Here is a 26,364-nt window from a genome sequence, read left to right on the forward strand (position 1 = left end):
CTTAACCTCCAGCGATAAGCTGTTGCCATTCGGGATAAATACGCTCGGGAATGTACTGCTGCGCCCGCGCCAACGAGTGCAGAGAGAAGCGCTGACGCAACTCGCTGTCGCCTATCAGCGCCAGCGTTCGTTGGCTGAAGGCCTCGATATCGTCCTCCGCCACCAGATAACCGTTCTCACCGTCATCAATCAGTTCCGCCGGGCCGGTCTGGCAGTCAAAGGCCACCAGGGGCAGACCAAAACTCATCGCTTCAATCAGCACCATCGGCAAGCCTTCGTAACGCGAGGTCATCAATAGCATCGCGGCCTGACGGTAGTGACTGGCGATATCCGCCGTCGCCGGCAACAGCTTCACCTGATCACCCAGACCGGCTGCGTCAATCTGCTGTTGCAGTGCCCCCCGGTCCGGGCCGTCGCCGACGATATGCAGTTGCCAACCCAGCGCTTGCGGCGCTATCTGCTGCCAGGCGGCGATCAGGCGGTCAAACCCTTTCTGTCGGCATAACCGCCCCACCGCCAGCGCCACCGGCTGTTGCTGAGCCGGTTGCGGCGGTTGCACCGGGAAGGGTGAAACGTTCTCAATCACCCGACATTTGCGGCCGGGCACCCAACGGCTGATGGTGGCCAAATCTTTCTTCGTCAGCAGTACCGTGCGGTCACCGAGTCGGTAGACCAGCACCTTTAGCCACTTCATCGGCCAGGCATACTGGTGAAAACTGACGTGCTCACTCAGCAACAGCCGGCTGTGCGGACACAGCAACCGCAGGTACGGCACCATGATCGACGACAGTTTGCCCATCGAAACGGTGATAATTACGTCATAGCGGCCGCGCCGTAAAAACCATGCCAATCGCCAGGGCCACAATAGCGTTCTGCCAGGCATAAAGCGTAAGGTCACTGACTCGTCCAGCGGGTAAAATGCCCGGTCGCCGCTGATCGACACCAGATCCACCTGATGCCCCAAACGCGTCGTCAGCGCATTGGCCAGGCTGCTGGCCACCCGCTCGGTACCGCCTTTTTCGGCGATGTTCTCAATCACAATCGCTACTTTTCGTTGCTGCATGTCATCTCCGAAATCCCTCGCGGGCGGTACGCAACAGTCGCCCGCCCAGTGGAAACAGCCCCAGTCTGGCCAGACAGTCGCCGTACAGTTTGATCGCCCTGAATTTGCTGCTCAGGGCATCGCGCTCGGTGCGCGCTGAGTAATAGGTGAAGGCCTGCAGGTTTTCGCTGTACAGCGAGGCCAGCAGGTGTTTGCAGGCAAAACCGCTGATATAGCGGCCGCTGGCATGAAGGTAAGCATCGATAAACTGCTCGCTGGCATCGATATTCATCCGGCAACGATCGGTATCGGCATCGCCGCAGCGGATAAACACGCCGCGCCCCTCGTCGAAGGCCACCCTGGCCCCCAGATTGGTGGCGTTGACCAAAAATCCCCAGTCTTGATACTTGTAGAGAAACTCCGGAAATAAAAAACGCCGGTCTTCCTTTTTGCGCAGGCTGATGGTTGAGGTGCGAATATCACCCATATCAAGAAATAAAAAATCCGCTCCCGCCACGCCCTCTTTATAATCGAAACGATAACTGCGAATATTCTTATCACTTACCGTGACGTAGTTGCCGAAGATAATGTCTATTCGGGGGTCCTGATGACGTTTCAGGCGGCGGATAATATAGTTGGTATTAAACGAATCCTCCGGCTCCAGAAAAAAAACCACGTCCGAGCGCGCTAAACGAAACCCGGTATTGCACGAGGCCGCCGTATTACGCCGCACTTTACTTTCGTGCAGTCGCGCCCGACGATTGGCGACCAACAGGCTGCGCATATTATCCAACTCTTGTTTGTCCGACGCATTATCAACCACGATAATTTCGTAGTCGAAACCGGAGCAGGCATTAGTCATCCTGACTAATGTGGTGGCCAAACTGGCTGAGTTATTAAAAACGGGAATGACAATCGATAAGTCCATTTATTACCTCAACAATATATTATCATTTGGCAAAACAATGCTAATGCCAACGGAATAGCTTGTTATCCCAGAATATCCTTGTCCGGTTACTTCCCCCCGTCCTGACGCGGTAAATACGCGCAGCCTACCGGTTACTCAACTACTCCTGGAAATAACCTCCCCACTCTTGTTCAATAATTTCCGGTGTGAATCGTTGCAGGCCGGCTCCGGGAGTAAATGTTAACTCGCCAAAATAGATCCGTTCCTGCACCTGATAAAAATCCACCCTTACGTAAGAGAACTGTTCTGCCACCTGGCGTGCCAGCTGCAGCATCTGATCCAGGCGACAGGGTTTCTCCATCGGCACTTCGCTGTTGGGCACCCCCATGCGGATTTCGGTGCGGTTCCATTGGGCATCGAAAAAATCACGGCGGTGGTCGATAAAGCGCTGGTAATCAATCTGGATGAAAAAACGCACTTCCCCGTTGCGGTTAAAACAGTGGATCTTGATGTCATTCGGGGTTTTGCCGTCTTCCAGCAACATTTTTTCCACCATGATGCACGGCGAAATATCCTTATAATGACGCTCGCGATAGACCTGATAAAAATTCTGTCGCAGCCAGCTGTTGGTCAGCACCCTCAATTCATTAAAGCTGGTCTGGCTTTTATCAAACACCAGCTTGTTATAACCGCTGCCGTGATTCGCCTTAATCACAAAGGCGTCAGGCAATGACTGGTACATTTCCTCAGTTAATTTCTCACCCTGAGCATAAAGTTCAATCAGGTATTCTTTCCCCCACAGCTTTTCAATATATTCCCTGACCAGATACTTATCGGACAGCTGAGTATACATCGCCAGAGGATAGACTTTCCTGCGCATCAGTTTCTCGCTATACCCCATCGGTTTAGCCAGATGCGGTAGCTTGCGAAAAAACAAAGCGTATTTTAGCTGATGATATAATGCGTCGGGTATATTACGGTAAAAACCCTTCACCAGATTATTTAGCATAAAGTTCTCGCACCTTCCCTATTAGTTGCGGCAAACAGCGGTAGCAGGTGACCTGCAGCCGGGTAATTTGTCCTTTTCTAAAAAAGCCATTAAGTACAAAAAATGAAATAAATTCGGTAATCAACGTTGATATCGCCGCGCCCAAAATGCCATAGCGCGGGATCAGCACCAGATTCATCAGCACGTTGACCAAAGCGGCCAAAGGCATTTTTATCGCGATAAACCGATAACCGCCAAACAACACGATCGCCCGGTAAGAGACAGTGCCCATCACCGAGAACAGCGATGTCACCGAGCACAGCGCCAGAATGGTGGCGGTTTCACGGTAACTGTCGCCAAACATCAGCTTCACTATCGGGCCCGGGAACAGCGACAGCAGTAATATCACCGGCATAGAAAGCAGCAGAACCACCAGATACAGCAGTCGAATCCGCCCTTCCTGCTCGCTTACGGAACCGGCGTTGGCCACCCCCGGCATCATCGAGGTAATCAGCGCAATGGGCACAAAGACCCACCCCTGGCTCAGGGTGATGGCGGCGCTGTACAGCCCAACGCTGTGTTCCCCGAGGTAGTTACCGATCATAATCTGATCGATACGCGTATAGATGACAATCGATAACCCGGACACGGCCAGCGGCAGCCCCACCTTCAGCAGATAGCGGCCATAGCGCCGTTGATGACGCAGGCTGATGGGCCGCATGCCCCCTTTCTCGCGGCGAAACAGCAGCCAACGTACCCCGTAGGGGATCAGGCTGCTCAGCACATAGGGCACCGCAAACCATTCCAGCGGCAGCTTGGCATGCACCAGCGCCAGCCGCACAACAATCGACAACAGCAGCGCCACATTGTTGATCAGCGTGTTCAGCTTCGATTTCAACAGGGCGTCGTAATAGATTTTATAAACGTCCTGCACCGAGAAATACGCGCTGGCCAGCATCAGTGCCATCATGATCTGGCTGGTGCGATCCTGCGTTAACATTGCCCAGGCCATCAGCGGCACCGCGATCAGCGCAAAGAGTTGCCGCCGCAGACGCATCGAGGCCAGCATCAACCGAATGCCACTTTGCCGTTGGCGGGCGACGCGGTTGAACAACACCGCGTCTGCCCCCAATTGCACCAGCGGAACCGCGATGGCAATCACCGACAGCAAATAGTTAATCAGCCCGTACTGCGCCGGCCCCAGATAGCGCGCGACGTAAACCGAAACGAAAATCCCCGACAGGCTCAGCGATACTCGCTCCAACATTAACCACAGGGAGTTCATCAGCATCGCTTTCATAGGGTTACTGGACCTTTTCCTGATGGCTCGGGTAAGCAAAGGCATAGTAACCGGCGTCGGTAGCGGTTTTCTTCACCATGCCGTTGAGGATCACCCCTTTAATGGTGACACCATTTTGTTCGAACCGGCGGATGCTGGTCTCAATCTGCCTGACGGTGTTGACCTCGAAACGCACCACCATCAGTGCCGTACCGGCGTGGTGCCCGACAATCGCCGCGTCGGTCACCGCCAACACCGGTGGCGTGTCGATCAGCACCAGATCGTAGTTCTGGCCCGCCCAGCGCAAGAAATCGGCAAAGCGCTGGTGCATCAGCAGTTCGGACGGATTGGGCGGTACCTGGCCACGCGGCACGAAATCCAGGTTGGCGATATCGGTCTTTTTCACCGCCATCTCTGGCGCAATCAGCCCTGACAGCATGTCTGAAAGGCCTTCCTTGGCGCTGTTGTTCAACCAACGGTGCAAGAAGCCTTTGCGCATGTCGGCATCAATCAGCAACACCCGCTGCCCTGCCTGAGCTATCACCACTGCCAGGTTGGTGCTGGTGAAACTCTTCCCGCTGGCCGGGCTGGCGCCGGAGACCATCAGAATATTGTTCTTGGCCTCCATCATGGCGAAATGCAGGCTGGTGCGCAGGCTGCGGATAGCCTCAACGGATAAATCTTCCGGTTCTTCCTGCGCCAGGATCGGCAGTTTGCCGCTGCTGTGTTTGGTCAACAGCTGCTGCTGAACTCGATTGCGCTTTTGCTGCCAGGGCGAAAGCGGCACCGTGGCATAGACGCTGATACCACGCTTTTCCAGCGTATCGGTATCGCTGATGCCGCGATGAAGCGCGGCACGCAACACCACCACCGACGCCGACAGCACACCGCCCATCAGCAGAGCGAAGAACACGATCATCGCTTTTTGTGGCTGTACCGGCCGCAGACCGGTTTCGGCCTCATCGATGATACGGATGTTGCCCACGGTACCGGCCTTGCTGATGCTCAGCTCCTGCTGCTTGTTCATCAACTGCATGTAGACCTGCTGATCCACCTGCACGTCGCGGGTGAGGCGCAAAATTTCCTGCTGGGTTTTCGGCAAGGTTTGCACCTGTTTGCCAAGCCGCACCTTTTCAGCCTCCAGCGTGGCGCGCTTTTCCAACAGAGCACGGTAGGCCGGGTGTACCCGGGTATAGAGCTTGGAAATTTCCGCCTCTTTGAAGGTCAACTCATTGAGCTGCCCTTCAAGTTGCACCTGGGTGTCCAGCACCGACTTGGCCTCCAGCGACAGGTCTACCGAGTCGTTCTGCTGGCGGAATTGATTAAGCTGATTCTCGGCGTTATTGAGCGAAGTCTGGGTCCGTGGCAACTGCTCATGCAGGAAGGCCAGCATGCGCTGAGCTTCTTCCGTTTTGCGATCCACATTCTGCTGCAGGTAGTTATCGGTGATGCTCTTGAGCACCGCTTCCGCACGCTGCGGATCCTCCCCCGCCAGGCTGAAGGTCATGATGCCACTTTCCTTGCCGCCAGGTGCGACATCGAGAATATTGCGCAGATCGTCCACCGCTTTTTGGCGCGGCACGTTAACCACGGTGAAGGTGGTGCCCGGCTGCGCTTCAAGCTCGCTCACGTTGACCGACCAACCGCCCTGCAGCAGCGTTTGCCCCACAACGCCGCTGAACAAGGTTTTGCCGTCATGACTCAGGCTGTAATGCTGCGGATCATCGACGGTCAGGGTCAGTTCCTGGCCCTGCATCACCGCCGGCACCTTCATGGAAGAAATACGCAGTACCGGCGTCACTTCGCCGCTCAGGCGAGCGATGCCCTTGCCGAACAGCGGGAAATAGTCCGGGCTGATGCGCACCGTCAGGCCGAGGTCGTCGACGGTTTTGCCAATTACGTAACGTGATTTCGCCAGCGAGACCTCGTCCTGGGTCGCCGAGTTCTGACCGACTCCGCCGATCGAACTGTCCAGCGTTTCGCGCAGCAGCGAGTCGCCCGAAAGTTGTTTTTCCACCTGCACCAAAGCCGTGGCCTGATAGATTGGCGTTGCCATCAGAGCATAGGCACAGCCCAGGATCCCGGCTACGCCGGTCACCAGCAGAATGCGCCAGCGGTTGTCCCACAGCGGGCCAATCAGGCGCTCCCACTCCAATTTGTCGTCCTGCTCGGCCATCACAATCGGCAATGCATTGTTCTTCATCATCGGTCTTCCTTTAGTCACCGTTACGGGGTTACCAGTTACGTACCCGCAACGTGGCCTCACTGAGGTCGTTGAAGCTGGAAATGGTCGGTACCAGCTGGCTAATCAAGCGGTTCCAGCGTGCGACCGGTGCCGCGGTGACGTACACCACGTCATAAGGCTCCAACTGGAATTCGGTGCCCATCGCCAGTGCGGCGGCATCAGACAGGTCGAACTGGTACAGCGACGCCAGCCGTTTTGGCTGCTTGCCGCCGTTTGGACGGATCACGAACACCCCGGTGGCATCGGCCACCGTCTGGCTGATCCCTTCGGAACTGCCCAGGGCCTCGGTCAGGGTCATGCCGCTGCGGTCCATTTTCAGCGTCGACTGCTTGCCAACCTCGCCCATCACAAACACTTTCAGTTCATCGTTACGCGGCACATAGAGGATGTCGCCGGGCGTCAACAAATGGTTCTGGCTGATGTCGCCGCGCTGCATCAATGCCTGCAGCGAAATCGGCTGTTCTTTGCCCTGGTGCGTCAGCACCACGTTGCGCCAGTCGGCGTTATCGGTCAGCCCGCCGGCGGCGTTGATGGCATCCAGAATGGTCAGCGGCACGTTGGTCACGGCCTGCTGCCCAGAAGTTTTCACCTCACCGGTGACATACACCTTCTGTGAACGGAAGGCGGCGATGCTGACGTCCACCTGCGGACTTTCCACATAGGTCGCCAGGCGGCTGGCAATCTGGTTGCGCACTTCAGTAACGGTTTTGCCCACCACCTGCACCTTACCAATGTACGGATAGAAGATGGCGCCATCGGCATGCACCCAGTTACCGGTGTCGCTGGCACTGCGGTATTGCCCTGCCGGGGTGGTCAGCTCCGGGTGATCCCAGACGGTAACGTTGAGCACGTCGCCAACGCCGATGCGGTACTGATAGCTTTGCAACCGCTGATCCAACGCCAGGTTGGGTCGCGCTACCGGTTCTATGCGACGCATTTTTTCCAGCAGCATCGGCGTGACGCGATATACCTGAACCTGTTTGTTGAGGTCGAAATCTTCGTCCTGCTGAGTCACTTTTTCTTTGCCCTGGGTCGGCAGGTGTGAACCCGGAAAGGCGGTGCAACCACTGAGCAGCACGCTGGACAGCACCAGTGGCATCAAATGAGGCAAATGAAGGTTCATAACGGTACCGTGAAAAACGGGCCGCCGTTGCGGCCCGTGGGAGGATTAACGATCGGCGGTAGGGTTATCGGTAAAAACTCTGCCCTGACGAGGTTCGTGCAGCAGGGCAAAATAACCGAAGAAGCAAAATACAAAGGCCAGCAGCATCAGGTGATCGGGCAGTTGCAGCACCTCGCTGCAGATGCCGACGCAGGCCAACGTCACCGCCAACATGCAGCTCATACTCAGCGCCTGACGCGCATTGAGGCCACGACGCATCAGAATATGATGCAAATGATCGCGCCCAGCCTTGAAAGGACTCTGTCGACGCAGCAAACGACGCGTCATCACCGTTACCATGTCCATCAGCGGAATGGCAATCAGCCACAGTGCGGTCACCGGTCGCATCACGGCGTCTTCGCCCTGGGTGGCGGCAATCAGCAGCCACAGCACGCTAAACCCAATGACCATGCTGCCGGCATCCCCCATGAAAATCTTGTTGCGCGCACCGAACAGGCTGAGGTTGAACAACAGGTAGGCCGCCAGGGCCGCAATCAGGCTCAGACACCACAACGCCTGCTCTTCATGCCCGGCCAGGCCGAACAGGATGGCCAGCGCCATAAACGTGACGCAGGACAGCGCGCCCAGTTGGCCGTCGATGCCGTCAACCATGTTGTAGGCGTTGATCGCCCCCCACACCGCCAGCGGCGTGATCAACAAGGCCGCGTAACCCAGCTGCAGTTCTTGATGACCCCACAGGTAACCAAAGGAGGTGAGTTGCATCCCTGCCGCCAGCATCATCGCCAGCGCAATCCCTCCCTGCACGATGACGCGTGGCGTCACCGGCAGATCAAAGCGGTCATCCAGAACACCCAGCAATACCAGCGCCGTAATGCTCAGCAAGAAGGTGGTACTGTGCGGCAACCATTCGGGCTGCCAAAAGGTCACCAGCGTCATAATGAGGTAAATGACAATCCCGCCGACCAGCGGAACATGCCCCTGATGACGCTTGCGCGCATTGGGTTTATCCACTAACCCCACCGCCAACGCAGCGCGGCGGGCAATAACCACCAGCACCAGCGCCAAAATAAATATCACGCTCAGTTGATATAACATTGTTCCTCCAGCGAATAAGCACGCTACCGCCCTTGAGTTACAGCTCCCAATGCGCTATTAACAAAAATAAAATTGACAGCCCCAGGATATAAGTCAGCATGAGCCAATCCCGTTTAATACAGATTTATCTGCTTGTCAGAGATGAAAAATAAATAACCCTAACCCGTAATAAAGTTATCTCTAGGAAAACTCATGCTTAATTGTTTTTTCGATTGCCGAATCAAGTTCGACTGGCGCCACGAAATCACATTGAACATTGCTTTTAAATTGTGTTCTGGCACAGAATTTCTGCACCCGCACGCGGCTAATAGGAAATTTTCGGTGACTTATTTTACTCACCACATCTAATGCCGTTGCCCCGCAGATCCCAAATAGATAAGGAATGCGAATAGTCTTATTATTTCTGCCTAATGAAGAAGAAATAACGTCTACCAGCTGATTCATGGTGAAGTCGGGTTTATCAACATAATTGCTGACCTGATAAGTGGCCTGTTGATCCAGTGCATACTCGAGTCTGGCGGCAATATTCTCAACGTAGGCCATGGACTTCATATTATTGCCGCTGCCGATCATCACAAAGCGACCGCTGGCAATTTGGCGGAACAGGTTATAAACGTTGCCGCGATTGTTTTCACCAAACACTACCGTCGGGCGAATGATGGTTAATTTGTTACTGCCATCGGCTTTACGCCAGGCTTCGTAGACATACTCCGCTTCCAATTTGGATTTGCCGTAATGGTTAAAGGGCTCGAAAACCCCTTCTTCGCCGGTTTCCCGTGTCACGAAGCCATAGACCGCCACGGAGGAGGTAAAGATAATCTGCTGGATATTCAGCGCCGATGCCGTCATGCAGACATTGCGCGCCCCATCAACGTTAACCTGGTAATACAGTGAGATAGGATCGACATTATCCTGATGCTCAGCGGCAAGGTTAATCACGGCGTCACACCCGGCCAACGGCTCCTGCAATGTCTGGGGCTGGGTTACATCGCCAAACTGATAAAGTTCGGGAAAATGCTCACTCCGTTTTTTATCCACGATGGTCAACACCAGGTCGTCACGCGCACTCAGACGCTTAACCAAACGCGTTCCGATAAAGCCGGAACCCCCGATGATCGCTACTTTACGCTTATCCATAATTTGTCACTCAGCCCGGTTTATCCATTATTCCCCACCACACCATTGAGGCAGGACGCTAATTCGCGTTAGAACATGGAAACCAGACTGGACAAAACGGACCCGGCTTTCAAATAACAAATAATGAAATAAAAATATGTGCCAAATGTAAAATTATCGACAAAGGTGAAATATCATCGCGTGCTAATTTTTAACATCATAAGCGACCTGATATTCCATGGTTTTATTCGGCAGTATGAGATTAATCTTACCCGTCCCTTGCGCATCTGAAGTTTCGTATTTCACCGGCTGTTTCAACCTTCCTTGCTTAGGGTCGACGCACTCGATGGTTGCCTGCTCCAGACTTTCGCCCTGATACAGACAAAGCAGGGTTTGCGGGCTGTTGGTACGGGCGTTATTCAGCGTCAACGTCAGCACTACGCGGGTATTGTTTTGAATATCATTGATAATCGGCGGGCGGGTTTGATTCCCCAGCACGTAGGAGAAATGTGAAATAATGAGCAACGACACGAATACTGACAGGTATTTCACAACTCTGACGGCAGGCACAGAGAAAAAACCCGCCGAAGCCGGTATCTTTTTTCTGATTGACGTATTTTTAAGCGTTACTGGTACGACAGGAGGATCAACGGGAGCCATGTTTTCATCATTAAGCTCTATTTCTTCAGCAAGAGTTTCATCCGGCTTATCGTTACTTTCAGAAAGTTCCGCTTGAATATCTTTATTATCGTCAGTGTCGCCACCCCATATTTCATCGTCGGCATATTCTTCCTCTTCAGAAATAAAGTGAAAAACGGCCTTGTTTTCCACCTTATAACCTAAGCGAGGAATGGTTCTGATAAGCGTATGCTCGGCATCACCGATCTTTTGACGAATTGATTTAATTGTTTGATTTATCGTTGAATCCGAACAATAAGTTCCTTTCCAAATGTTTTCTATAATTTCCGTACGGCTAACCAGTTCTGGGGATCTGGCGACAAGAAGTGAAAGTATCTGATACTCCTTCCAACGTAGGCGGAATTTTTCCCTGGACGGTGTCAGAACATCTAGATTCCTAATCTTTATTCTTTTATCAAGATTCACTTTTAATTTCCTTAGCGTGCCTGTCCTGCACACTTTGTATAGAAATATGAAAAAATGTTCAAGAAATTAAATGTAAACTCAACAGGTTGCATTCATGGGATATTTATTTTTATAAAAAATTACTGATTTCATTTTTTACAACACCGCTCAAAAGGAGGCTATGTTTCTTTGAATGACTTTATTTCCCTGTTGGAAACATGGTTTCTCATCATGATTTCCGGCAATAAAACTCAACCATCTTATTGTTTTAAAACAAAAAATATAAAAATGTTAAACAAATGTTAGTTAAATGAAATTATGAAATTTCATCCTGACATCAAACAATATCATCTGTTTTTCCACCTAATCTGATTGTCAGATAGCCTACAAAAAGCCTGCTAAAACAGAATGAGAGTTATCTGATTTAGCCTCTCTCCGAATGCTTGGTTAAAATATAGCATCAAATACAAAGGCGTATTGTTAACTTGATGAAATGAATCTCTGCCAGCCTGAAGAAACAGAATTTCATTGCCGTACAAGGCAGCATTCACGGTGCGTTATTTTCGTAAGGAATTCGACGTAAAAATGAAAAAATAATGTCGGAATAACATTTTTCGCAAAGACAGGAAAAAAATCAAAGTGGGAGAGATACATCTATAAACAAAGGAAAAAGCAGTGCGTGATAATAAGAATATTACCTAAAACTACGAGGATTTCACTGGGGAAGTAAAAAGCTTCACTTAAAGCGAGGGATAAAAAGCGCCTCCCCTGACGAGCAGGCGCAGAAGTTGTCAGTAGCTGGCTATCTTTTACGGCCGTAAACGAACCAGGTCACCAACACGCACACCACATAAAACACCAGGAAGATTTTCATCGCGCCCGCCGGCGAACCGGTCAGCGCCAATGAGGTACCGAAGGCCTGTGGAATAAAGAAGCCACCGGCGGCGCCAATCGCTGAGATGAAGCCCAATGCCGCGGCAGAATCAGTGACGGCCTCGCGCTGAGCACTTTCGTCACTGCCCCCGGCCGCCTTAACCCGATCGACGGTGATTTTGCGAAAGATAACCGCAATCATCTGGAAGGTAGAACCGCTGCCCAACCCGGCGGTGAGGAACAACAGCATAAAGACGCTGTAAAACGCGATAAACGATCCTGCGTGCCCTGCCCCCGGCAAAGTGAGGAACAACATGGCGGCGAACACCGCCATCAGCACAAAGTTAATCAGCGTGACGCGGATACCGCCAAAGCGGTCAGATAACGCGCCGCCTACCGGCCGGGCCAGCGCCCCCAGGAATGGCCCAAAGAAGGCATAGTGCAGAATGACCACGTCCGGGAACTGGGTTTTAGACAGCATGGCGAAACCGGCGGAAAAGCCGATGAAGGAACCAAAGGTGGCGAGGTACAGCAGGCTCAGTACCCACAGGTGACCCCGTTTGAGTACCGGCAGTTGCTGACGCAACGACGCTTTAGAGGCCGCCAGGTCGTTCATGCCGAACCAGGCTGCCAGCGTGCCGACCAACAAGAACGGTACCCAGATCCAGGCCGCATTCTCCAACCACAGTGAACTGCCGTCCGGCTGCTGCTGTGCCGTCCCGCCAAACGCGCCAAAGACAGCGACGGATATGACCAGTGGGGCCACCAACTGCATCACGCTCACGCCCAGGTTGCCTAACCCTCCGTTCAGGCCTAGAGCACCGCCTTGTTTAGCCTTGGGAAAGAAGAAACTGATATTGGCCATGCTGGAAGCAAAGTTGGCACCGGCAAAACCACACAGCAATGAGATAATGACAAACACGCCATATGGGGTAGTGGCATCCTGTACCGCGAAGCCCAGCCACAGGCAGGGTACCAGCAGGAAGCAGGTACTGATGGCCGTCCAGCGACGCCCACCGAACATCGGGATCACAAATGAATAAGGCACACGCAGGATGGCACCCGAAACGGAAGGTAACGCGGTAAGCAGGAACAGCTGATCGGTAGTGAAATTGAAACCTACCTTGTTCAAATTGACCGCCACCGCGCTAAACAGCATCCAGACGCAGAAGGCCAATAGCAGGCAAGGAATGGAAATCCACAGGTTGCGGTTAGCGATACGTTGGCCACGTTGCTGCCAAAATGCGGCATCCTCAGGCTGCCAGTCCTGAATAACCGCGCCTGTTTTTTTTGATTTTGATAATGACGTTGCTGATTGCGACATAAAAAACCTCAGACACAGGGTGATAACTTCGCTCACCCTAGGCGGCGCTCCCTACGGCAAAGTTGATGTAAATCAACCCGGATGCAGGTAGCCAGTTGCCGGAAAATGCTCGCCATCCCTTTATGAGTAAGCCGCTAACGCCGCTAAAAGCAAAACAAATCAAGCGATTGAAAATCACCCCATACCGCTGCCACGATGCCATATTGCCGAGCGGAAACTAATGGGTACTTCGTTAGAGGTATGGGGTTATGCCTGGGTATGATGAAAAATAACGCGGAATCGTTACCACCTTCGCTGGCACCACCCGCTTTCGCCCTCTGGTTTCCAGCCGTTGTTTTGCTATGCGCCAGGGATCCAAAGCCTATGAAACGCCTGTTAGCTCCACTTTCCATCGTTAACCAGGTGGCCATTTTGATGTTGCTGCTCGGCATACTGGGCGTGGCCGGCATGAGCATTTCCGCCTGGATGTCACAAAGCATTCAGGGCAACGCCCACGCCATCAACAAAGCCGGTTCACTGCGGATGCAGAGCTATCGCCTGCTGGCACAGGTGCCGCTGGATGCGCGCAGCGAAATCCTGATACGCGAACTGGATCAGGATGCCAACAGCCCCGACCTGCAACGCCCGCTGGAACAAGAAGGCTTAACCGAACAGTTTCAGGCGCTGCACGACTACTGGCGACTGACGCTGCTGCCGCAATTGCGCCAGGCACGTCAACCCGCCAACGCTGCGCCGCAGGTAGCACATTTCGTCACCCTGCTGGACGCGCTGGTCTCGGACATCGATCGTCATACCGAACGTCGGTTGTTGACGGTGACGCTGGTGCAGGCGGTGTTTATTGCCCTGACGCTGCTGCTGTTGGTAGGTACCATTTGTTACCTGCGCCGGCGCCTGCTGCATCCCTGGCGGCAATTGGTGGCGATGGCGCTGTCGGTGGGCCGCGGCGATTTCAGCCGCCGCTTCACCCAACGTGGCCACCAGGATGAAATGGCCTCACTGGGTGGCGCGTTAAACACCATGTCCGACGAACTGGCCACCATGTACAGCGGGCTGGAGCAACGGGTGGCGGAGAAAACTGCCGATCTGCAGCAAAAAAATCAGGTATTGAGCTTTTGTACCGCGCCAGCCGGCAACTGCACGCCAATGAACCGCTGTGCAGCCGCCTGACGCCAATACTCAATCAATTGCAAACCCTGACGCCATTGCGCGCCATTCAGGTGCGGCTGTATGAAAACAACAGCCAGGAGCAGTTTGTGCAGTTAAGCGGCAACCAGCCTCTGCGACCTGAGTACTGCAATAATCCGGTGTGCAGCGCCTGCCTGAACGACGACGAGCAACAGCATGCCAGCCACCCATCGCTGAGCTGGAGCCTCAGCGACAAGCTGGGAGATTATGGGGTGATTGTCGCGCAACATGCGCCACAGCTCCCGCTGAATGACGACCATAAACAGTTGATGAACACCCTGGTGGAGCAGTTGACCAGCGTGCTGGCGATTGAACGCCAGGTTGATCACCAGCAGCAACTGATGCTGATGGAAGAGCGTGCGGCGATAGCGCGTGAACTGCATGACTCTATCGCCCAGTCGCTGTCGTGCCTGAAGATGCAACTCAGTTGCCTGCAAATGCAGGGCGCGGAACTTTCCCCCGCCAACCTGGGGCTGGTGCAACAGATGCGAGAGGAACTTAACATTGCCTATCGCCAACTGCGCGAGCTGCTGACCACCTTCCGTCTGCGGTTGACAGAACCGGGGCTGCTGGCGGCGCTGCAATCAACGGTGCAGGAGTTCAGCCAACGGCTGGGCATTCCCATCAGCCTCGACTATCAGTTGACGCCGCGCACCGTGCCCACTTATCAGGCTATCCACCTGCTACAGATTGCCCGTGAAGCGCTCAGCAATATCCATAAACACGCCCAGGCCAGCCAGGTGAGCATTCAGGTGATCAATCAACGGGGCGAAGTCACCCTGAGCGTCTGCGATAACGGCTGCGGCCTGCCTCAAGATACTCTTCGCCCCGATCACTATGGCCTGATCATCATGCGCGATCGCGCCAAAAGCCTGCACGGCCGCTGCGAAATTTTGCCCCGCAACGGCGGCGGCACCGAAGTCCGGGTGGTATTCAAGCCGGACAACCACGCCATCGACTAATGGGAGAAACCATGACGACCGAAACTGCCGCCACCATTTTATTGATTGACGATCACCCGATGCTGCGCAACGGCGTAAAACAGCTTATCGGCATGGACCCGCGCCTGCAGGTGATTGCCGAAGCCGGCAACGGTGAACAAGGCGTTTCGCTGGCCGAGGAGCACGATCCTGACCTGATCCTGCTCGATCTGAATATGCCTGGCATCAACGGGCTGGAAACGTTGGATCGCCTGCGCATGACCGCGCTTTCTGGCCGCATTGTGGTGTTTAGCGTGTCGAATCACGAAGATGACGTGGTCAGCGCGCTAAAACGCGGCGCAGACGGCTACCTGCTAAAAGACATGGAGCCGGAGGAACTGTTGAAGGCGCTGCACCAGGCTGCAGCTGGCCAGATGGTATTGAGCGAGGCGTTAACCCCCATTCTGGCCGCCAGCCTGCGTGAAAACCGCCCGAGCGCCGAACGGGATATTCAGCAACTGACACCGCGCGAGCGCGATATTCTCAAACTGATTGCCCAGGGTCTGCCGAACAAGATGATCGCACGCAGGCTGACCATCACCGAAAGTACCGTCAAGGTGCACGTCAAACACCTGTTGAAAAAAATGAAGCTGAAATCGCGCGTTGAGGCCGCCGTGTGGGTACTGCAGGGCAAAAACGGCTAGTCAGCGCCATTCAACGGCCCGGTCTCTGCCGGAATGGTGGGCGTTTGCAGCGTTTTTGGCGGCGGCAAGCCCTCGCCCTCCCCGGAAGAGGCGGTCAGCGGCGGCGTCACCTGCAGTTGGATCCAGTTGGACGTCACCAATTGCTGCTTGTCATCTTCCAACGTGACCGATAAACGGTAGCGGTTTTCCGCCCCCGGCGTGTCATCCCACTGCGGCACAATCAGGCTCCAGCCGTGTGGATCGTTGCTGTTTTGCGACGACGTCAGGCTCAGTGCCTGGGTATCCCCCTGCCAACTGACGCGGGTGATTTTATTGGTGGTTTTAATCTCCAGCTTCAACGGCAGCGTTTCCCCCGGTTGCAGGCTCCAGGGCGGCGTGGCCAGGAAGACCTGCAGCGTTTTACGCTGGCGGAACTCCATTACCGGGACATTTTTCCGTTCGATATTGTCATAGCGGCTGCCGCGCAGCGATTTGGCCTGGGCCACATACTCCGGGGATATCTGCTTTACCAGCGGTACACCAAGGCGATAGCTCAGCGCCAGTTCGACCTGATCCTGGCTCACCCCGCCTTCCCCCATCTTGTGCAGTGCTTTCACCGTCACCAGCGGCACCGGCGTGTAATTCACCCCCAGTTGCATGGCGCGCGGGTCGTTTTGTTTTTTACCGCTGCCAAACAGGTTGACGTTCTCCCCCCAGTACTGCTCGTAGCTGAGAGAGCCGCCGATCTGGCGGTAAAACGGCAGGTAGCCCTGGGTGGTGATGTCGTAACCGCTTGCCGGACGACTGAGAAATTCGGCGTTATCCTTCTGTTGCGCCAGTGCCGATAACGGATAGTAATAATTGGCGGAAAAACGCAGGAAGTCACCCCAGGCTTCGGCCCCCAGGCTGGCGCGGTTTTGATTGCGCTTGAAATCGCTGTCGAGCACCGTGTTATACCCCAGCAGCCAATCACCGGCGACCCAACGCTGCCCAAGGCCAAAGTTACCCAATGAACCTTGGCTTTGCTGCAGCAGACCGAGCTGGCTGTAGGTCAGCAAGCCGTTAACGTCATACAGAGGGCTGAACAGCTGGCCGCTGCTGCCGGAAAAATCCCCCTGGTCGGACATCACCAGCGACAGTTTGGCGGTGCCCAGCGGTGACAGCAGCTCTTGCGCCTGTTGTTGCAGCACCTCACCGGCTTGCCCTACCGCGTAACTCTCGGCGCGGGTTCGCACCTGCTGGCCGGAGACATTATTCAGGTTACGCTCACCCAGCTGTTTGGCCATGGTGGCCCACTCTTTCTCTCGCTCTGCGTCATTCGAGGCGTTGCCCCCCAGCTCGGGCAAGTTGTCGTTTGCGTTCGCTTGATGGCTAACCGAGGGCGGCGCAGGGGGAGATTCGGCACCGGCGGGCAAGCTGCCCAACAGCCACGCCAAACCCACCGCCGGTAAACGGGCAGGGAGTGAGAGGAAATCAACGGCTTTTTTCAATCTGTTACGCGCTTTAAGAATAACGTCAGTCATTACACCACCGCCGTTCCCTCATCCCGAGAGTGGGCGGAAAAACCTTTTTTGCTGCGGCCACTCCAGGCAGCAGAACAACGACCTTTGCACAGCGAACAACCGGGGTATTGCCCCTGTCGGGTACCGGGGCGCCAAAGTGCATCATGAACCCCAAATTCTAATCGGTTTCTGATGATAAACCATCAGATAAACCTCAGTTTATTATGTGACAACGTCACAATTGCGGTTGATATTGCCTTGCAAAGCGTGGTCATTCCCGAACGCGCCGAACACTCGCCGTCGGTCAGGATAAATTCACTAAATTTCATCGCAGATTTTGCCTGATTAATCGGCATTCATCTTTTCATAAAACGCAGTAATACGTTGATTATGCGCGGAAACCCTCATTTTCAACGTATTTTACCTGGCTATAAACAATGCTTTGCGATCGCCTGCGCAAAGCGCGTCATTACCTGGCACCTGCTCTGCTGTAAAACCCATTTTGCCGCTATTTTGAACGTTAATTTCAGTTCAGCAAGGATGCTTATGTTTAACGAACCGCAGGGGGATCTCTGGTTTCGCGGCCTGTTTATTGTGGCTATGTTACTGTCGGCGGTGATCGCCAGATGGCTTATGCATTCCGTACTTCAGGACGTGGGGCAACGCCTGCCGCTGCTAAAAACCCGTACTCTGATGTTGATAGCCGCCTGCGCCGGACTGGCGGCATTGCCTTTTAGCCTATCGCCACTGCAGCGAATCAGCTTGCTGCCGGTGGCGACCCTGCTGCTCGCGCTGGCGCTTATCGACTGGCGGCACAGGCTGTTACCGGATCGCCTGACGCAACCGCTGTTATGGGCCGGGCTGCTGGCCAATCAGCAAGGCTGCTTTACCTCGCTCGACGAGGCAGTGATCGGGGCCGTCGTCGGCTATCTGTCGCTATGGTGGCTTAACGCCCTTTATCGCCTTCGGCGGAAAACGGAGGGTATCGGCCAGGGCGACTTTAAATTGCTGGCGGCCCTGGGGGCCTGGAGTGGCTGGTCTGCCCTGCCGATGTTGGTGACCGGCGCAGCCATGGCAGGCTTATGCGTTGCGATTGTGGCCCAGTTACGCCGCAGCCCCGGCAAAGATGCCCCGCTGCCGTTCGGCCTTTATCTGGCGCTTTCCGGCTGGTTTACCCTGCTTTCGATGGCCGACATGGATATCACGCCCTTCAGCAAGGGAAATTCTCTCATTTCAGCTTATTTCACCCCCATGGCGGATTAATGCCGTGGTTGGCGCTGTTATAGCCGACTGTTGGCCAGGCTGTTATAGCGAGCCTGTCTCTGCACCACTATGCTTTATTTAACCAAACACAGGAGGCTGTATGATCGGTCGTGGTTTATCTGCTCTCGCGCTCAGCGCGGCATTACTTTCCGGTTCGCTGTCGTTCGCGGCGCAGGCTGCCGGTACCTTTACCCTCAGCTCATCGGCGTTTCAGGATGGCGGCATGCTGGCCCAGAAATATGCCGGGGCCACCCCGGGCAACGCCAGTTGCACCGGCGACAATGTTTCACCTGCGCTGAACTGGGCCAACCCGCCGGCGGGCACTACCAGCTTCGCCTTGCTGGTGTCCGATCCCGAAGGCCGTGCCGGATTGGGCGCCAGCCACTTGGTGGCCTACGGTATTCCAGCCACGGCTCAGGGTTTCGCTGAAGGCGATCTTACCCAGGGCAAAGGCTTTGTCGGCGGCAAGAACTCACCGGGTACCGCGGTGTATCACGGCCCATGCCCACCGGCAGGCTCTGGGTTGCACCACTATACCTTCGTGCTGATCGCCACCGATCTCCCGCCGCATGCGCTGGGGCCAGGGTTAACCCGCGAACAGCTGTTGGAAAAATTGCAGGGCCATGCCAAGGGAGGTGCGGGTATTATCGGTCGTTTCGGTCAATAACCGGTGCCGGGGTGGCCTACTTACTCACGCGATCCAGATACAGCATGCTGTTGGCGATATCCACATGCGCATCTTTAACATTATCGCGCAGCGCCACCAGGGTTTGCCCCTGTAAGGCCACAACGTAAGGGGAACTGGCCTGCAGTTCGCGCTGCAACGTGACGTAACGCGCGGCGCGGGTTGCAGCATCCCCCTCTGCCGCGGCTGCACGGGTTTCCGCACTCAATGTCGGGATGTTCCATTGCGTACGCCAGGCCAGGGTTTTCGGCCCATTCGGCACGTTGTAGGCGAAGGCGCTGGCGTTGGTGTTAGGATCCAGATAGTCGGCCCCCCAGTAGGTGAAGATGGCCTGGAAATCACGGCCGCGCATTTTGCCCCACAGATCGCTCTCCACTACCGGATGAATGTCCAACTGCAAACCGGCCTTGGCAAAGCTGGCCTGCAGCGCCTGGGCGATATCGGTATACGGCGGCTGATTGATGACGATCAGATCAATACGCGTTCCTTCGGCGATACCCGCGTCATGCAGAATCTGTTTGGCTTTGGCCACGTCGAGCTTAAAAGGTTGATTATCCAAGGCGCCATCCAACCCCTGCGGCAGGAATGCCTGGTGAACGCGATACTGCCCCTTCAACAGGTTGTCGGCAATCGTCTGGTAATCCACCAGCCAGCGTGCCGCCTGCCACAAGGCCGGGTTACTCAAAGCCGGTACCTGCTTGCTGCCGGTATTGAACCCCAGGTAATAGACTTTGGCCGAATCGCGCTGCTCAATCCTGATGCCCTTTTCATTACGCAGCGAGTTGAACTGATCGGCCCCCAGATCGTAGGCCACGTCAGCATCCCCTTTCAGCAGCAATAAACGGCGGGTGCCGGCATCGCTGACGTTTTTCAGCAACACCGTTTTCAGCTTGGCCTGCGGTTGAGCGTAATCATTGCGGCTAAACAACAGCGCCTCGTGAGGTACATAGTTGCTGACGCGATAAGGGCCGGCACCGGCTGAGTTCGAACGCAGCCAGGCATTGCCGAAGTCCCCCTGCTGACCGTGCTGACTGAGCAGCTTTTCATCGACTATCGACGCCACCGGCGCGGTTAACAGCCGCAGCGCCAGCCCACTGCCGATATTGGCCGACCAGCTTAGCTGCACCTGGTTATCGCCCAGTTTCTTCAACTGACTCTCGACGTTTTCCGGCGTCCAGCCGAATTCACCAAGGATAAACGACGGTGCCTTGTTCAGTTTCACCGCCCGCACCAGTGAGAAGATCACATCCTCCGGGCGTACCGGGTTGCCGGAGGCAAACCGTTGGTTGGCGTTCAGGGTAAATATCAAACTGTGGCCGTCTGCTCCCGTTTGCCAGCTGCTGGCCAGTTCCGGCGCCAGCTTTTCCGGCGTGGTCCGATCCGGTGTCAGCAGGCGCTGATACAGATTGACCAGGTTGGCCGAACTGACGGTTTCAAAGCTTTCGGCAGGATCAAGACTGATGATGCCTTCCAGCGAACTGACCACCACCAGCGTGTCTTTCGGGGTGGCGGCCTGTGCGCCGAAGCTCGCCGCCAGGGCACTGAACAATAACGTTGGGATTAGCCGTTTCATTGATGCACTCTCCAGAGTCACGCGGATGCGTTATTTGGCGAGTGTAGGGGCAGCGGCTTAGCAGAAGAACGACTATAAATTGCTTTATTTATTACGCAGATGAATAAGCCCGCCGAGTGAACGGCAGGCTGATTTCAGTTCACCAACCGGCCATGCGCCATCGCCACCGAACGATCGCACATGTGGTCAATCACGTCGGCATCATGGCTGACCAGGATCATTGTCAGATCGCCCGCCTGCTTCAGCTCGTTCAGCAGGTTGAGGATTTCCGCCTGCACCGACATGTCCAGCGCCGAAGTCGGCTCATCCAGCAACAACAGCTTTGGCTTCAGCAACAGCGCGCGCACGATCGCCACCCGCTGACGTTGCCCGCCGGAAAGCTGGTGCGGATAACGGTCCAACAGCCTGGGATCCAACCCCACCTGGCGAAAACCGGCGCTGATTTTCTGCTCGATATTGCTCTCTTTCAGCAACTTTAGGGGTTCCGCCAGCGTGCGCAGCAATCGGTGCTTGGGATGTAACGAGGCATAGGGGTCCTGGAATACCATCTGGACCTCACGCCGCAGATCACCGGTAAAAGGACGGCCCGGTTGCAAATCACGACCGAGCAGCTGAAAACCGCCGCTCCAGCTTTCATTCAGCCCGGCCAACACCCACAGCAGCGATGACTTGCCGCAGCCGGACGGGCCAACCAGGCCGAAGCACTCGCCCGGTTCGATGTGCAGATTGACATCATGCACCACGGTGCGTATCTCATACCCCTGGCGGTGGCTGACGCTGAGGTTTTCCAGGGTAATCAGGCTCATTTCAGTGACTCCAGCAGTGCGCGATCCAGGACCGGCAACGTTTTGCCGTGAGTCTCGCGGCTTGGCCGACATGACCACAGCGTGCGCGTGTAAGGATGGGTGGCGGAGGCCAAACGATCGGCAGGCAACTGATCCAACAGTTCGCCCTTGTACATCACCAGCACCCGTTCGCAGTAGTGCGCCACCTGCTGTAAATCGTGACTGATCAAAATCAGGCCCATATTACGTTGCTCCACCAGATTTTCGATCAGTTGCAACACCTGATCGCGCATCTGGTGATCCAGTGCCGAAGTCGGTTCGTCGGCAATCAACAGCTGCGGATCGTTGATTAATGCGATGGCCAACATTACTCGCTGCCCCATGCCGCCGGACAGCTGATGCGGATAGCGCTGGCTCAGCGCCTGCGGATCGGGCAAGCCAACCGCCGCCAGCATGTCCAGCACCTTCTCCCGCCGCTCGGCGCGGCCCAGGCGGGTATGCAACAGTAGCGGCTCCTCCACCTGACGCCCAATCGGCTGGGTTGGATTCAGCGCGTGCTTGGGATCCTGCATCACCATGGCCACCTTGTTCCCGCGCAGCCGGTTCCACTGGCGCTCGTTCAAGCGCGTCAGATCGTTGTCGCCCAGCGTCAGACGCTGCGCCTGCAGCTGTAACGGCGGTGGCAACAGCCCCATCAGGGCACGGGCGGTCAGGGATTTGCCGGAACCGGACTCCCCCACCAGCGCCAGCCGCTCCTGTCCCATGCTGAAAGAGATGCCTTTCACCAACGGTGGCGAGGCCGGTAACAGCACCGACAGGCGTTCGACGGTCAATAATGGGTTATCAATGTCCATGACGAGGATCCATTTTATCGCGCAGGCCATCGCCCAGCAGGTTAAAGGCCAGGCTGGCAAACAGAATAGCCCCGCCCGGTGCAGCGGCGACCCACCACTGATCAAAAATCACTTTGCTGCCCTCAGCCACCATCGAGCCCCACTCGGCGGTCGGCGGAGCCACGCCCATGCCGAGAAAGCCCAATCCCGCGGCGGAAAGAATTATCCCGCCCAAGCTCAGCGCCGCACGCACCACTGCGCTTGGCAGGCACAGGGGTAAAATATGCCCCGCCATCAGCCGCAGCCCACCGATGCCCTGCATACGCGCCGCCGCCAGATAGTCACTGCGACGCAGCGCCAGCGTTTCCGCCCGGGCTTGTCGGGCAAAAGCCGGCCAACTGGTCAAGGCCAGCGCCAGTGCGCCGTTCATCAGCCCCGGCCCCAATACCGCGACAAACGCCAGCGCAATCACCAGGCTGGGCAATGACAGAAAAATATCGGTGACGCGCATCAGAATACGCTCGACCCAGCCGCCGAGATAACCGGCGCTGATGCCCACCAACAGCCCAATCGGGATGGTCAGCAGCAGGATTAACGACACCAGGATCAACGTTGGCCGTGCACCATAAATCACGCGCGATAACAGATCGCGACCAAAGCCGTCGGTCCCCAGCCAATGCCCGGAGGACGGCGGCAACAGGCGCAGTTCGATGTGTTGCAAGTTAGGGTCGAAAGGCGCCAGCCAGGGAGCCAGCAGCGCGGTCAGGATCAGCACAGCCACCAGCGTCGCCCCCAGCGTCAGCGTGGTGAGTTTGCCGCGCTGGCGGTAGCCGACCGCAGGCTCGCTCTGGGGTTCATGTTCAGAAAGATATTGGCTCATCGGGTTCGCGGGTCCACTAAATAGGTCAGCGCATCGGCCAGCGCGTTCAACACCACAAAGCAGGTGCCAATCAGCAAGGTAGCGCCAAGAATGGCCGGGGTATCGGCGGCAAACAGCGCGGTGGTCAGGTAACGCCCCACGCCCGGCCAGGCAAACACCGTTTCGGTCAGCACCGCCCCTTCCAGCAGGCTGGCATAGGACAGGGAGAGAACGGTGATCAGCGTGCCGAGCACGTTGGGAAACACGTGCCGCACCAAAATACGCGTACGGCTGGCCCCCTTGGATCGCGCCAGGGTGACGTACTCTTTATTGCACTCTTCCAGCATCGCCGCCCGCAGCAAGCGGGTGATACCCGCCATCGACAACAGCGCCAACGCCACCACCGGTAACCACAGGTGACTGATGGCGTTGTAGAACATGTCGCGATCGCCGGACAGCCAGGTGTCGATCAGCACAAATCCGCTGCGCGGTTCCATGCTGTAAAGGTAGATATCGTCCAGCCGCCCCGGCCCCGCCGACCAGTGCAGCGTGGCGTAAAACAGCAGCAGCCCCAACAGACTGAGCCAGAAAATCGGCACCGAATAGCCGATCAGCGACAGCAGGCGCGCGGCGTTATCCAGCCAACTGCCCGGTTTTATCACCGCCAAAAACGCCAGCGTAATGCCGCCGAACGCACCGAGGATAATGGCGCAGGTCGCCAGTTCCACCGTGGCCGGGAAGGTACGCAACAGATCGCTCAGCACCGGCTGCGCGGTAATGCGCGATATCCCCATATCCCCGTGCGCCAGGCGCACCAGATAGCGCCAGAACTGCACCGGCAACGGCTGATCCAGCCCCAGGTCGTGACGGACCTGTGCGTAGGTGGCCTCGCTGGCATGATCGCCGGCGATCTGCAACGTAGGATCGATCGGCGCCAGATGCGAGAGCATAAAGGTGAACAGCAGCAGCCCAAGCAGCGTCAGCGCCAATGACAGCAAGCCGGTAAGCAGCCGGCGTCCCCAACGCCAACTGTGCCGGGCGAACCCGGCGGAAGCGGTACGGCTTATCATTACTTGCTGACCTTGCTGTAGAACACCATGTCAGGGTTGATGCCCTGCTCGTAGCCTTTCAGGTTGTCACGTACCGCAATCAGGCTGCGAGCCTGCAGGCCGATGACAAACGGCGAACTCTGCTGCACGGCCTGCTGTAGCTGTTGATAATCCGCAACCCGTTTGGCGGTGTCGTTTTCCGCCGTGGCTGCCAGCGTCAGCTTGCTTAGCGCAGGGATCTGCCAGTTGGCGCGCCAGGCCAGCGTTTTGCTGCCGTCTTCCGGGTTATAGGCAAAGGCGGCGGCGTTGGTGTTCGGGTCAAAATAATCCGGTCCCCAGGAGGTCAGGGTCGCGTCATAGTTCAGGGATTTCACCTTGGTGGAAACCTGCGCGCTGAGGCCCGGCACCAGTTCCACCTTCACCCCACCCTGGGCAAAGCTGGCTTGCAAGGCCTGCGCGATATCCAGGTACGGCGGCTGATTGTTGACGTCCAGCTTGAAGCTGACGTTGGTCAGGCCGGCCTTCGCCAGGATCTCTTTGGCCTTTTGCGGGTTAAAACTGTATGGGCGATCTTTCAGTGCGCCCAGATAACCTTCCGGCAGAAACGCCTGATGGGTCTGGAACTGGCCCTTCAGCAGATCGTCAGCAATGCCTTTATAGTCGAACAACCAACGCGCGGCTTCCCAGAACGCCGGATTGCCCAGCGCCGGTGAAGCCTTGGCGTTGAACTGCAGGAAATAAAGTGAGGCGTAAGGGATGGCCAACGGCTTGACGCCCGGCTTGCCTTTCAGCGCAGCCATCTGATCTGCCCCCAGATTACGCGCGATATCGGCGTCGCCCTGTTCGATCAGCAACCGACGCGCAGCCGGATCAGGCACGTTCTTGATCAGGATAGTCTTCAGCGTCGGGGCGCCTTCCGGCGAACTTGGGTTGGCGTCGAGCACTACAACTTCGTGCGGTACGTAGGTGCGAATTTTATACGGGCCGCTGCCGGCGGAATGGCTGTTCAGCCATTGGTGACCCAGGTCATCCCCCTGCTGGTGCGACAAGGCTTCTTTGGCATCGACAATAGAAGACACCGGCGCCGAAAGCAGGCTAAGCACAAAGGCCGGGCTGACGTTTTCGCTCCAGCTTATTTTGACCCGTTGATCATCCACCTTGGTCAGGTGCTGGTCGACGTTCTTGGCGTCCCAGCCCAACTGAGTGAGGATAAACGAGGGTTCCAGATTCAGTTTCACTACCCGCGACAGTGAGAAAATCACGTCTTCCGGGCGCAGCGGATTGCCGCTGGAAAATTTGGCATCCGGCCGCAGAGTAAAGGTCAGGCTGCGGTTATCGCTGCCCGCCTGCCATTCGCTGGCCAGCGTCGGTTTGAGTTCGATAGGATTTTTGGGATCGGACTGGATCAGCCGCTGGTAGAGGCTGTTGAACGACTGCACCGTGGTTAACTCAAAACCCTGGGCCGGATCAAAACTGACCACGTCATCGATGGACTGGGCAATCACCAACGTGTTTGCCGGGGTTGCTGCCTGTGCGTTGAAACTGGCCGCCACGGCCAAAAACACCAAAGAGGGAACGAACGCTTTCATCAAAACTCTCCAAGCGGATGGAATTTATAGTAATTTCGCGAGTGTATGTGAGAGCTCTCGGCAGGCGAAGGTACTTAAATAACTATAGATATTCTTTTTCTGTCTATAGCTGAGATTTTGATTATTAAGCAGGCGGGAGGATACCGTCAGTTGTGCAAGGACTATGGCAAAATATATCTTTTCGATGCAGGCGGTAACCACTCCTCATAAAGCGCCATCACGTTTGGCAGGCTTACTATTCTACTGACAACGTCAATCTGAGGTTGTAACAGACGACGAACCAAGAGCCTTACAGGTGTTGGCGAGAGGACATGCCCCGACAATCAGGTTGAATGAAATCACCGTCGCCACAGTATCAGTGGA

Annotated in this window: 20 protein-coding genes and 1 pseudogene; 4 read left to right on the top strand and 17 right to left on the bottom strand. The window is 55.8% G+C overall.

Annotated features, from left to right (window positions below):
* Position 1 precedes the first annotated feature (1 nt).
* From EBA31_RS15660 to EBA31_RS15705, 10 genes are all read right to left on the bottom strand, one after another.
* Positions 2 to 1,063 (bottom strand): glycosyltransferase family 4 protein, encoded by a 1,062-nt coding sequence (locus EBA31_RS15660; protein WP_122079670.1) that lies wholly within the window; start codon positions 1,061 to 1,063, stop codon positions 2 to 4.
* Position 1,064: 1 nt separating this feature from the next.
* Positions 1,065 to 1,970, bottom strand: coding sequence for a glycosyltransferase (locus EBA31_RS15665; RefSeq protein WP_122079671.1), 906 nt, complete (start codon positions 1,968 to 1,970; stop codon positions 1,065 to 1,067).
* 139 nt (positions 1,971 to 2,109) lie between these two features.
* Positions 2,110 to 2,958, bottom strand: coding sequence for an ATP-grasp fold amidoligase family protein (locus EBA31_RS15670; RefSeq protein WP_122079672.1), 849 nt, complete (start codon positions 2,956 to 2,958; stop codon positions 2,110 to 2,112).
* Positions 2,948 to 4,237, bottom strand: coding sequence for a flippase (locus EBA31_RS15675; protein WP_122079673.1), 1,290 nt, complete (start codon positions 4,235 to 4,237; stop codon positions 2,948 to 2,950). The genes EBA31_RS15670 and EBA31_RS15675 overlap by 11 nt, the downstream gene beginning before the upstream one ends.
* Positions 4,238 to 4,241: 4 nt before the next feature.
* The gene (locus tag EBA31_RS15680) at positions 4,242 to 6,422 is read right to left on the bottom strand and encodes a polysaccharide biosynthesis tyrosine autokinase (protein ID WP_122079674.1); all 2,181 of its coding nucleotides are present in this window, start codon (positions 6,420 to 6,422) and stop codon (positions 4,242 to 4,244) included.
* A 28-nt stretch (positions 6,423 to 6,450) separates the two neighbouring features.
* Positions 6,451 to 7,584 (bottom strand): polysaccharide export protein, encoded by a 1,134-nt coding sequence (locus EBA31_RS15685; RefSeq protein WP_122079675.1) that lies wholly within the window; start codon positions 7,582 to 7,584, stop codon positions 6,451 to 6,453.
* A gap of 45 nt (positions 7,585 to 7,629) precedes the next feature.
* Complete coding sequence (gene wecA / locus EBA31_RS15690; protein ID WP_122079676.1) at positions 7,630 to 8,679, bottom strand: UDP-N-acetylglucosamine--undecaprenyl-phosphate N-acetylglucosaminephosphotransferase; 1,050 nt, start codon at positions 8,677 to 8,679, stop codon at positions 7,630 to 7,632.
* A gap of 180 nt (positions 8,680 to 8,859) precedes the next feature.
* Positions 8,860 to 9,816 carry an NAD(P)-dependent oxidoreductase gene (locus tag EBA31_RS15695; RefSeq protein ID WP_122079677.1) on the bottom strand — a complete coding sequence of 319 codons (957 nt, stop codon included), beginning with the start codon at positions 9,814 to 9,816 and terminating at the stop codon, positions 8,860 to 8,862.
* Between the two features lie 183 nt (positions 9,817 to 9,999).
* Entirely contained in the window at positions 10,000 to 10,899 is a 900-nt protein-coding gene (locus tag EBA31_RS15700; RefSeq protein ID WP_122079678.1) for a winged helix-turn-helix domain-containing protein, read from the bottom strand.
* Between the two features lie 781 nt (positions 10,900 to 11,680).
* On the bottom strand, positions 11,681 to 13,075 hold the full coding sequence (locus EBA31_RS15705) for a NarK family nitrate/nitrite MFS transporter (RefSeq protein WP_122079679.1): 1,395 nt from the start codon (positions 13,073 to 13,075) through the stop codon (positions 11,681 to 11,683).
* Between the two features lie 363 nt (positions 13,076 to 13,438).
* On the opposite strand from EBA31_RS15705, the pseudogene narX reads away from it, so the two are divergent.
* Together narX and narL are read left to right on the top strand one after the other, a co-directional pair.
* Positions 13,439 to 15,222, top strand: a pseudogene (gene narX / locus EBA31_RS15710) (nitrate/nitrite two-component system sensor histidine kinase NarX).
* Between the two features lie 11 nt (positions 15,223 to 15,233).
* Complete coding sequence (narL, locus tag EBA31_RS15715; protein WP_020827456.1) at positions 15,234 to 15,884, top strand: two-component system response regulator NarL; 651 nt, start codon at positions 15,234 to 15,236, stop codon at positions 15,882 to 15,884.
* Here narL and EBA31_RS15720 read toward each other — a convergent pair.
* Entirely contained in the window at positions 15,881 to 17,386 is a 1,506-nt protein-coding gene (locus EBA31_RS15720) for a YchO/YchP family invasin (protein ID WP_122079680.1), read from the bottom strand. The genes narL and EBA31_RS15720 overlap by 4 nt on opposite strands.
* Before the next feature lie 525 nt (positions 17,387 to 17,911).
* Between EBA31_RS15720 and EBA31_RS15725 the strand changes: the two genes are divergently transcribed.
* Entirely contained in the window at positions 17,912 to 18,628 is a 717-nt protein-coding gene (locus EBA31_RS15725) for an A24 family peptidase (protein ID WP_122079681.1), read from the top strand.
* A 100-nt stretch (positions 18,629 to 18,728) separates the two neighbouring features.
* Positions 18,729 to 19,295: a YbhB/YbcL family Raf kinase inhibitor-like protein gene (locus tag EBA31_RS15730; RefSeq protein ID WP_020827459.1), complete on the top strand. Its 567-nt coding sequence runs from the start codon at positions 18,729 to 18,731 to the stop codon at positions 19,293 to 19,295.
* A 16-nt stretch (positions 19,296 to 19,311) separates the two neighbouring features.
* Here EBA31_RS15730 and EBA31_RS15735 read toward each other — a convergent pair whose 3' ends face one another.
* From EBA31_RS15735 to EBA31_RS15760, 6 genes are all read right to left on the bottom strand, one after another.
* Positions 19,312 to 20,886, bottom strand: a complete 1,575-nt coding sequence (locus tag EBA31_RS15735; RefSeq protein ID WP_046373279.1) for an ABC transporter substrate-binding protein — start codon at positions 20,884 to 20,886, stop codon at positions 19,312 to 19,314.
* 134 nt (positions 20,887 to 21,020) lie between these two features.
* The gene (locus EBA31_RS15740; RefSeq protein ID WP_046373278.1) at positions 21,021 to 21,692 is read right to left on the bottom strand and encodes an ABC transporter ATP-binding protein; all 672 of its coding nucleotides are present in this window, start codon (positions 21,690 to 21,692) and stop codon (positions 21,021 to 21,023) included.
* A complete protein-coding gene (locus EBA31_RS15745) occupies positions 21,689 to 22,525 on the bottom strand; it encodes an ABC transporter ATP-binding protein (protein ID WP_046373277.1) in 837 nt (278 codons plus the stop codon). The genes EBA31_RS15740 and EBA31_RS15745 overlap by 4 nt, the downstream gene beginning before the upstream one ends.
* Entirely contained in the window at positions 22,515 to 23,384 is an 870-nt protein-coding gene (locus tag EBA31_RS15750; RefSeq protein ID WP_020827463.1) for an ABC transporter permease, read from the bottom strand. The genes EBA31_RS15745 and EBA31_RS15750 overlap by 11 nt, the downstream gene beginning before the upstream one ends.
* Positions 23,381 to 24,433 (bottom strand): ABC transporter permease, encoded by a 1,053-nt coding sequence (locus EBA31_RS15755; protein ID WP_122079682.1) that lies wholly within the window; start codon positions 24,431 to 24,433, stop codon positions 23,381 to 23,383. Before EBA31_RS15755 ends, EBA31_RS15750 begins: the two co-directional genes overlap by 4 nt.
* A complete protein-coding gene (locus EBA31_RS15760) occupies positions 24,433 to 26,001 on the bottom strand; it encodes an ABC transporter substrate-binding protein (protein WP_020827465.1) in 1,569 nt (522 codons plus the stop codon). Before EBA31_RS15760 ends, EBA31_RS15755 begins: the two co-directional genes overlap by 1 nt.
* Between the last annotated feature and the right edge of the window lie 363 nt (positions 26,002 to 26,364).

It is taken from the genome of Serratia sp. P2ACOL2 (assembly GCF_003691565.1).
GTDB classification, from domain to species: Bacteria; Pseudomonadota; Gammaproteobacteria; order Enterobacterales; family Enterobacteriaceae; genus Serratia; species Serratia liquefaciens.

Coding starts and splice junctions, on each gene's coding strand:
- narL (WP_020827456.1), top strand. CDS start 15,234: ATGACGACCGAAACTGCCGCCACCATTTTATTGATTGACGATCACCCG.
- EBA31_RS15725 (WP_122079681.1), top strand. CDS start 17,912: ATGTTTAACGAACCGCAGGGGGATCTCTGGTTTCGCGGCCTGTTTATT.
- EBA31_RS15760 (WP_020827465.1), bottom strand. CDS start 26,001: ATGAAAGCGTTCGTTCCCTCTTTGGTGTTTTTGGCCGTGGCGGCCAGT.
- EBA31_RS15745 (WP_046373277.1), bottom strand. CDS start 22,525: ATGGACATTGATAACCCATTATTGACCGTCGAACGCCTGTCGGTGCTG.
- EBA31_RS15750 (WP_020827463.1), bottom strand. CDS start 23,384: ATGAGCCAATATCTTTCTGAACATGAACCCCAGAGCGAGCCTGCGGTC.
- EBA31_RS15660 (WP_122079670.1), bottom strand. CDS start 1,063: ATGCAGCAACGAAAAGTAGCGATTGTGATTGAGAACATCGCCGAAAAA.
- wecA (WP_122079676.1), bottom strand. CDS start 8,679: ATGTTATATCAACTGAGCGTGATATTTATTTTGGCGCTGGTGCTGGTG.
- EBA31_RS15680 (WP_122079674.1), bottom strand. CDS start 6,422: ATGATGAAGAACAATGCATTGCCGATTGTGATGGCCGAGCAGGACGAC.
- EBA31_RS15670 (WP_122079672.1), bottom strand. CDS start 2,958: ATGCTAAATAATCTGGTGAAGGGTTTTTACCGTAATATACCCGACGCA.
- EBA31_RS15720 (WP_122079680.1), bottom strand. CDS start 17,386: ATGACTGACGTTATTCTTAAAGCGCGTAACAGATTGAAAAAAGCCGTT.
- EBA31_RS15675 (WP_122079673.1), bottom strand. CDS start 4,237: ATGAAAGCGATGCTGATGAACTCCCTGTGGTTAATGTTGGAGCGAGTA.
- EBA31_RS15740 (WP_046373278.1), bottom strand. CDS start 21,692: ATGAGCCTGATTACCCTGGAAAACCTCAGCGTCAGCCACCGCCAGGGG.
- EBA31_RS15730 (WP_020827459.1), top strand. CDS start 18,729: ATGATCGGTCGTGGTTTATCTGCTCTCGCGCTCAGCGCGGCATTACTT.
- EBA31_RS15665 (WP_122079671.1), bottom strand. CDS start 1,970: ATGGACTTATCGATTGTCATTCCCGTTTTTAATAACTCAGCCAGTTTG.
- EBA31_RS15735 (WP_046373279.1), bottom strand. CDS start 20,886: ATGAAACGGCTAATCCCAACGTTATTGTTCAGTGCCCTGGCGGCGAGC.
- EBA31_RS15695 (WP_122079677.1), bottom strand. CDS start 9,816: ATGGATAAGCGTAAAGTAGCGATCATCGGGGGTTCCGGCTTTATCGGA.
- EBA31_RS15705 (WP_122079679.1), bottom strand. CDS start 13,075: ATGTCGCAATCAGCAACGTCATTATCAAAATCAAAAAAAACAGGCGCG.
- EBA31_RS15755 (WP_122079682.1), bottom strand. CDS start 24,433: ATGATAAGCCGTACCGCTTCCGCCGGGTTCGCCCGGCACAGTTGGCGT.
- EBA31_RS15685 (WP_122079675.1), bottom strand. CDS start 7,584: ATGAACCTTCATTTGCCTCATTTGATGCCACTGGTGCTGTCCAGCGTG.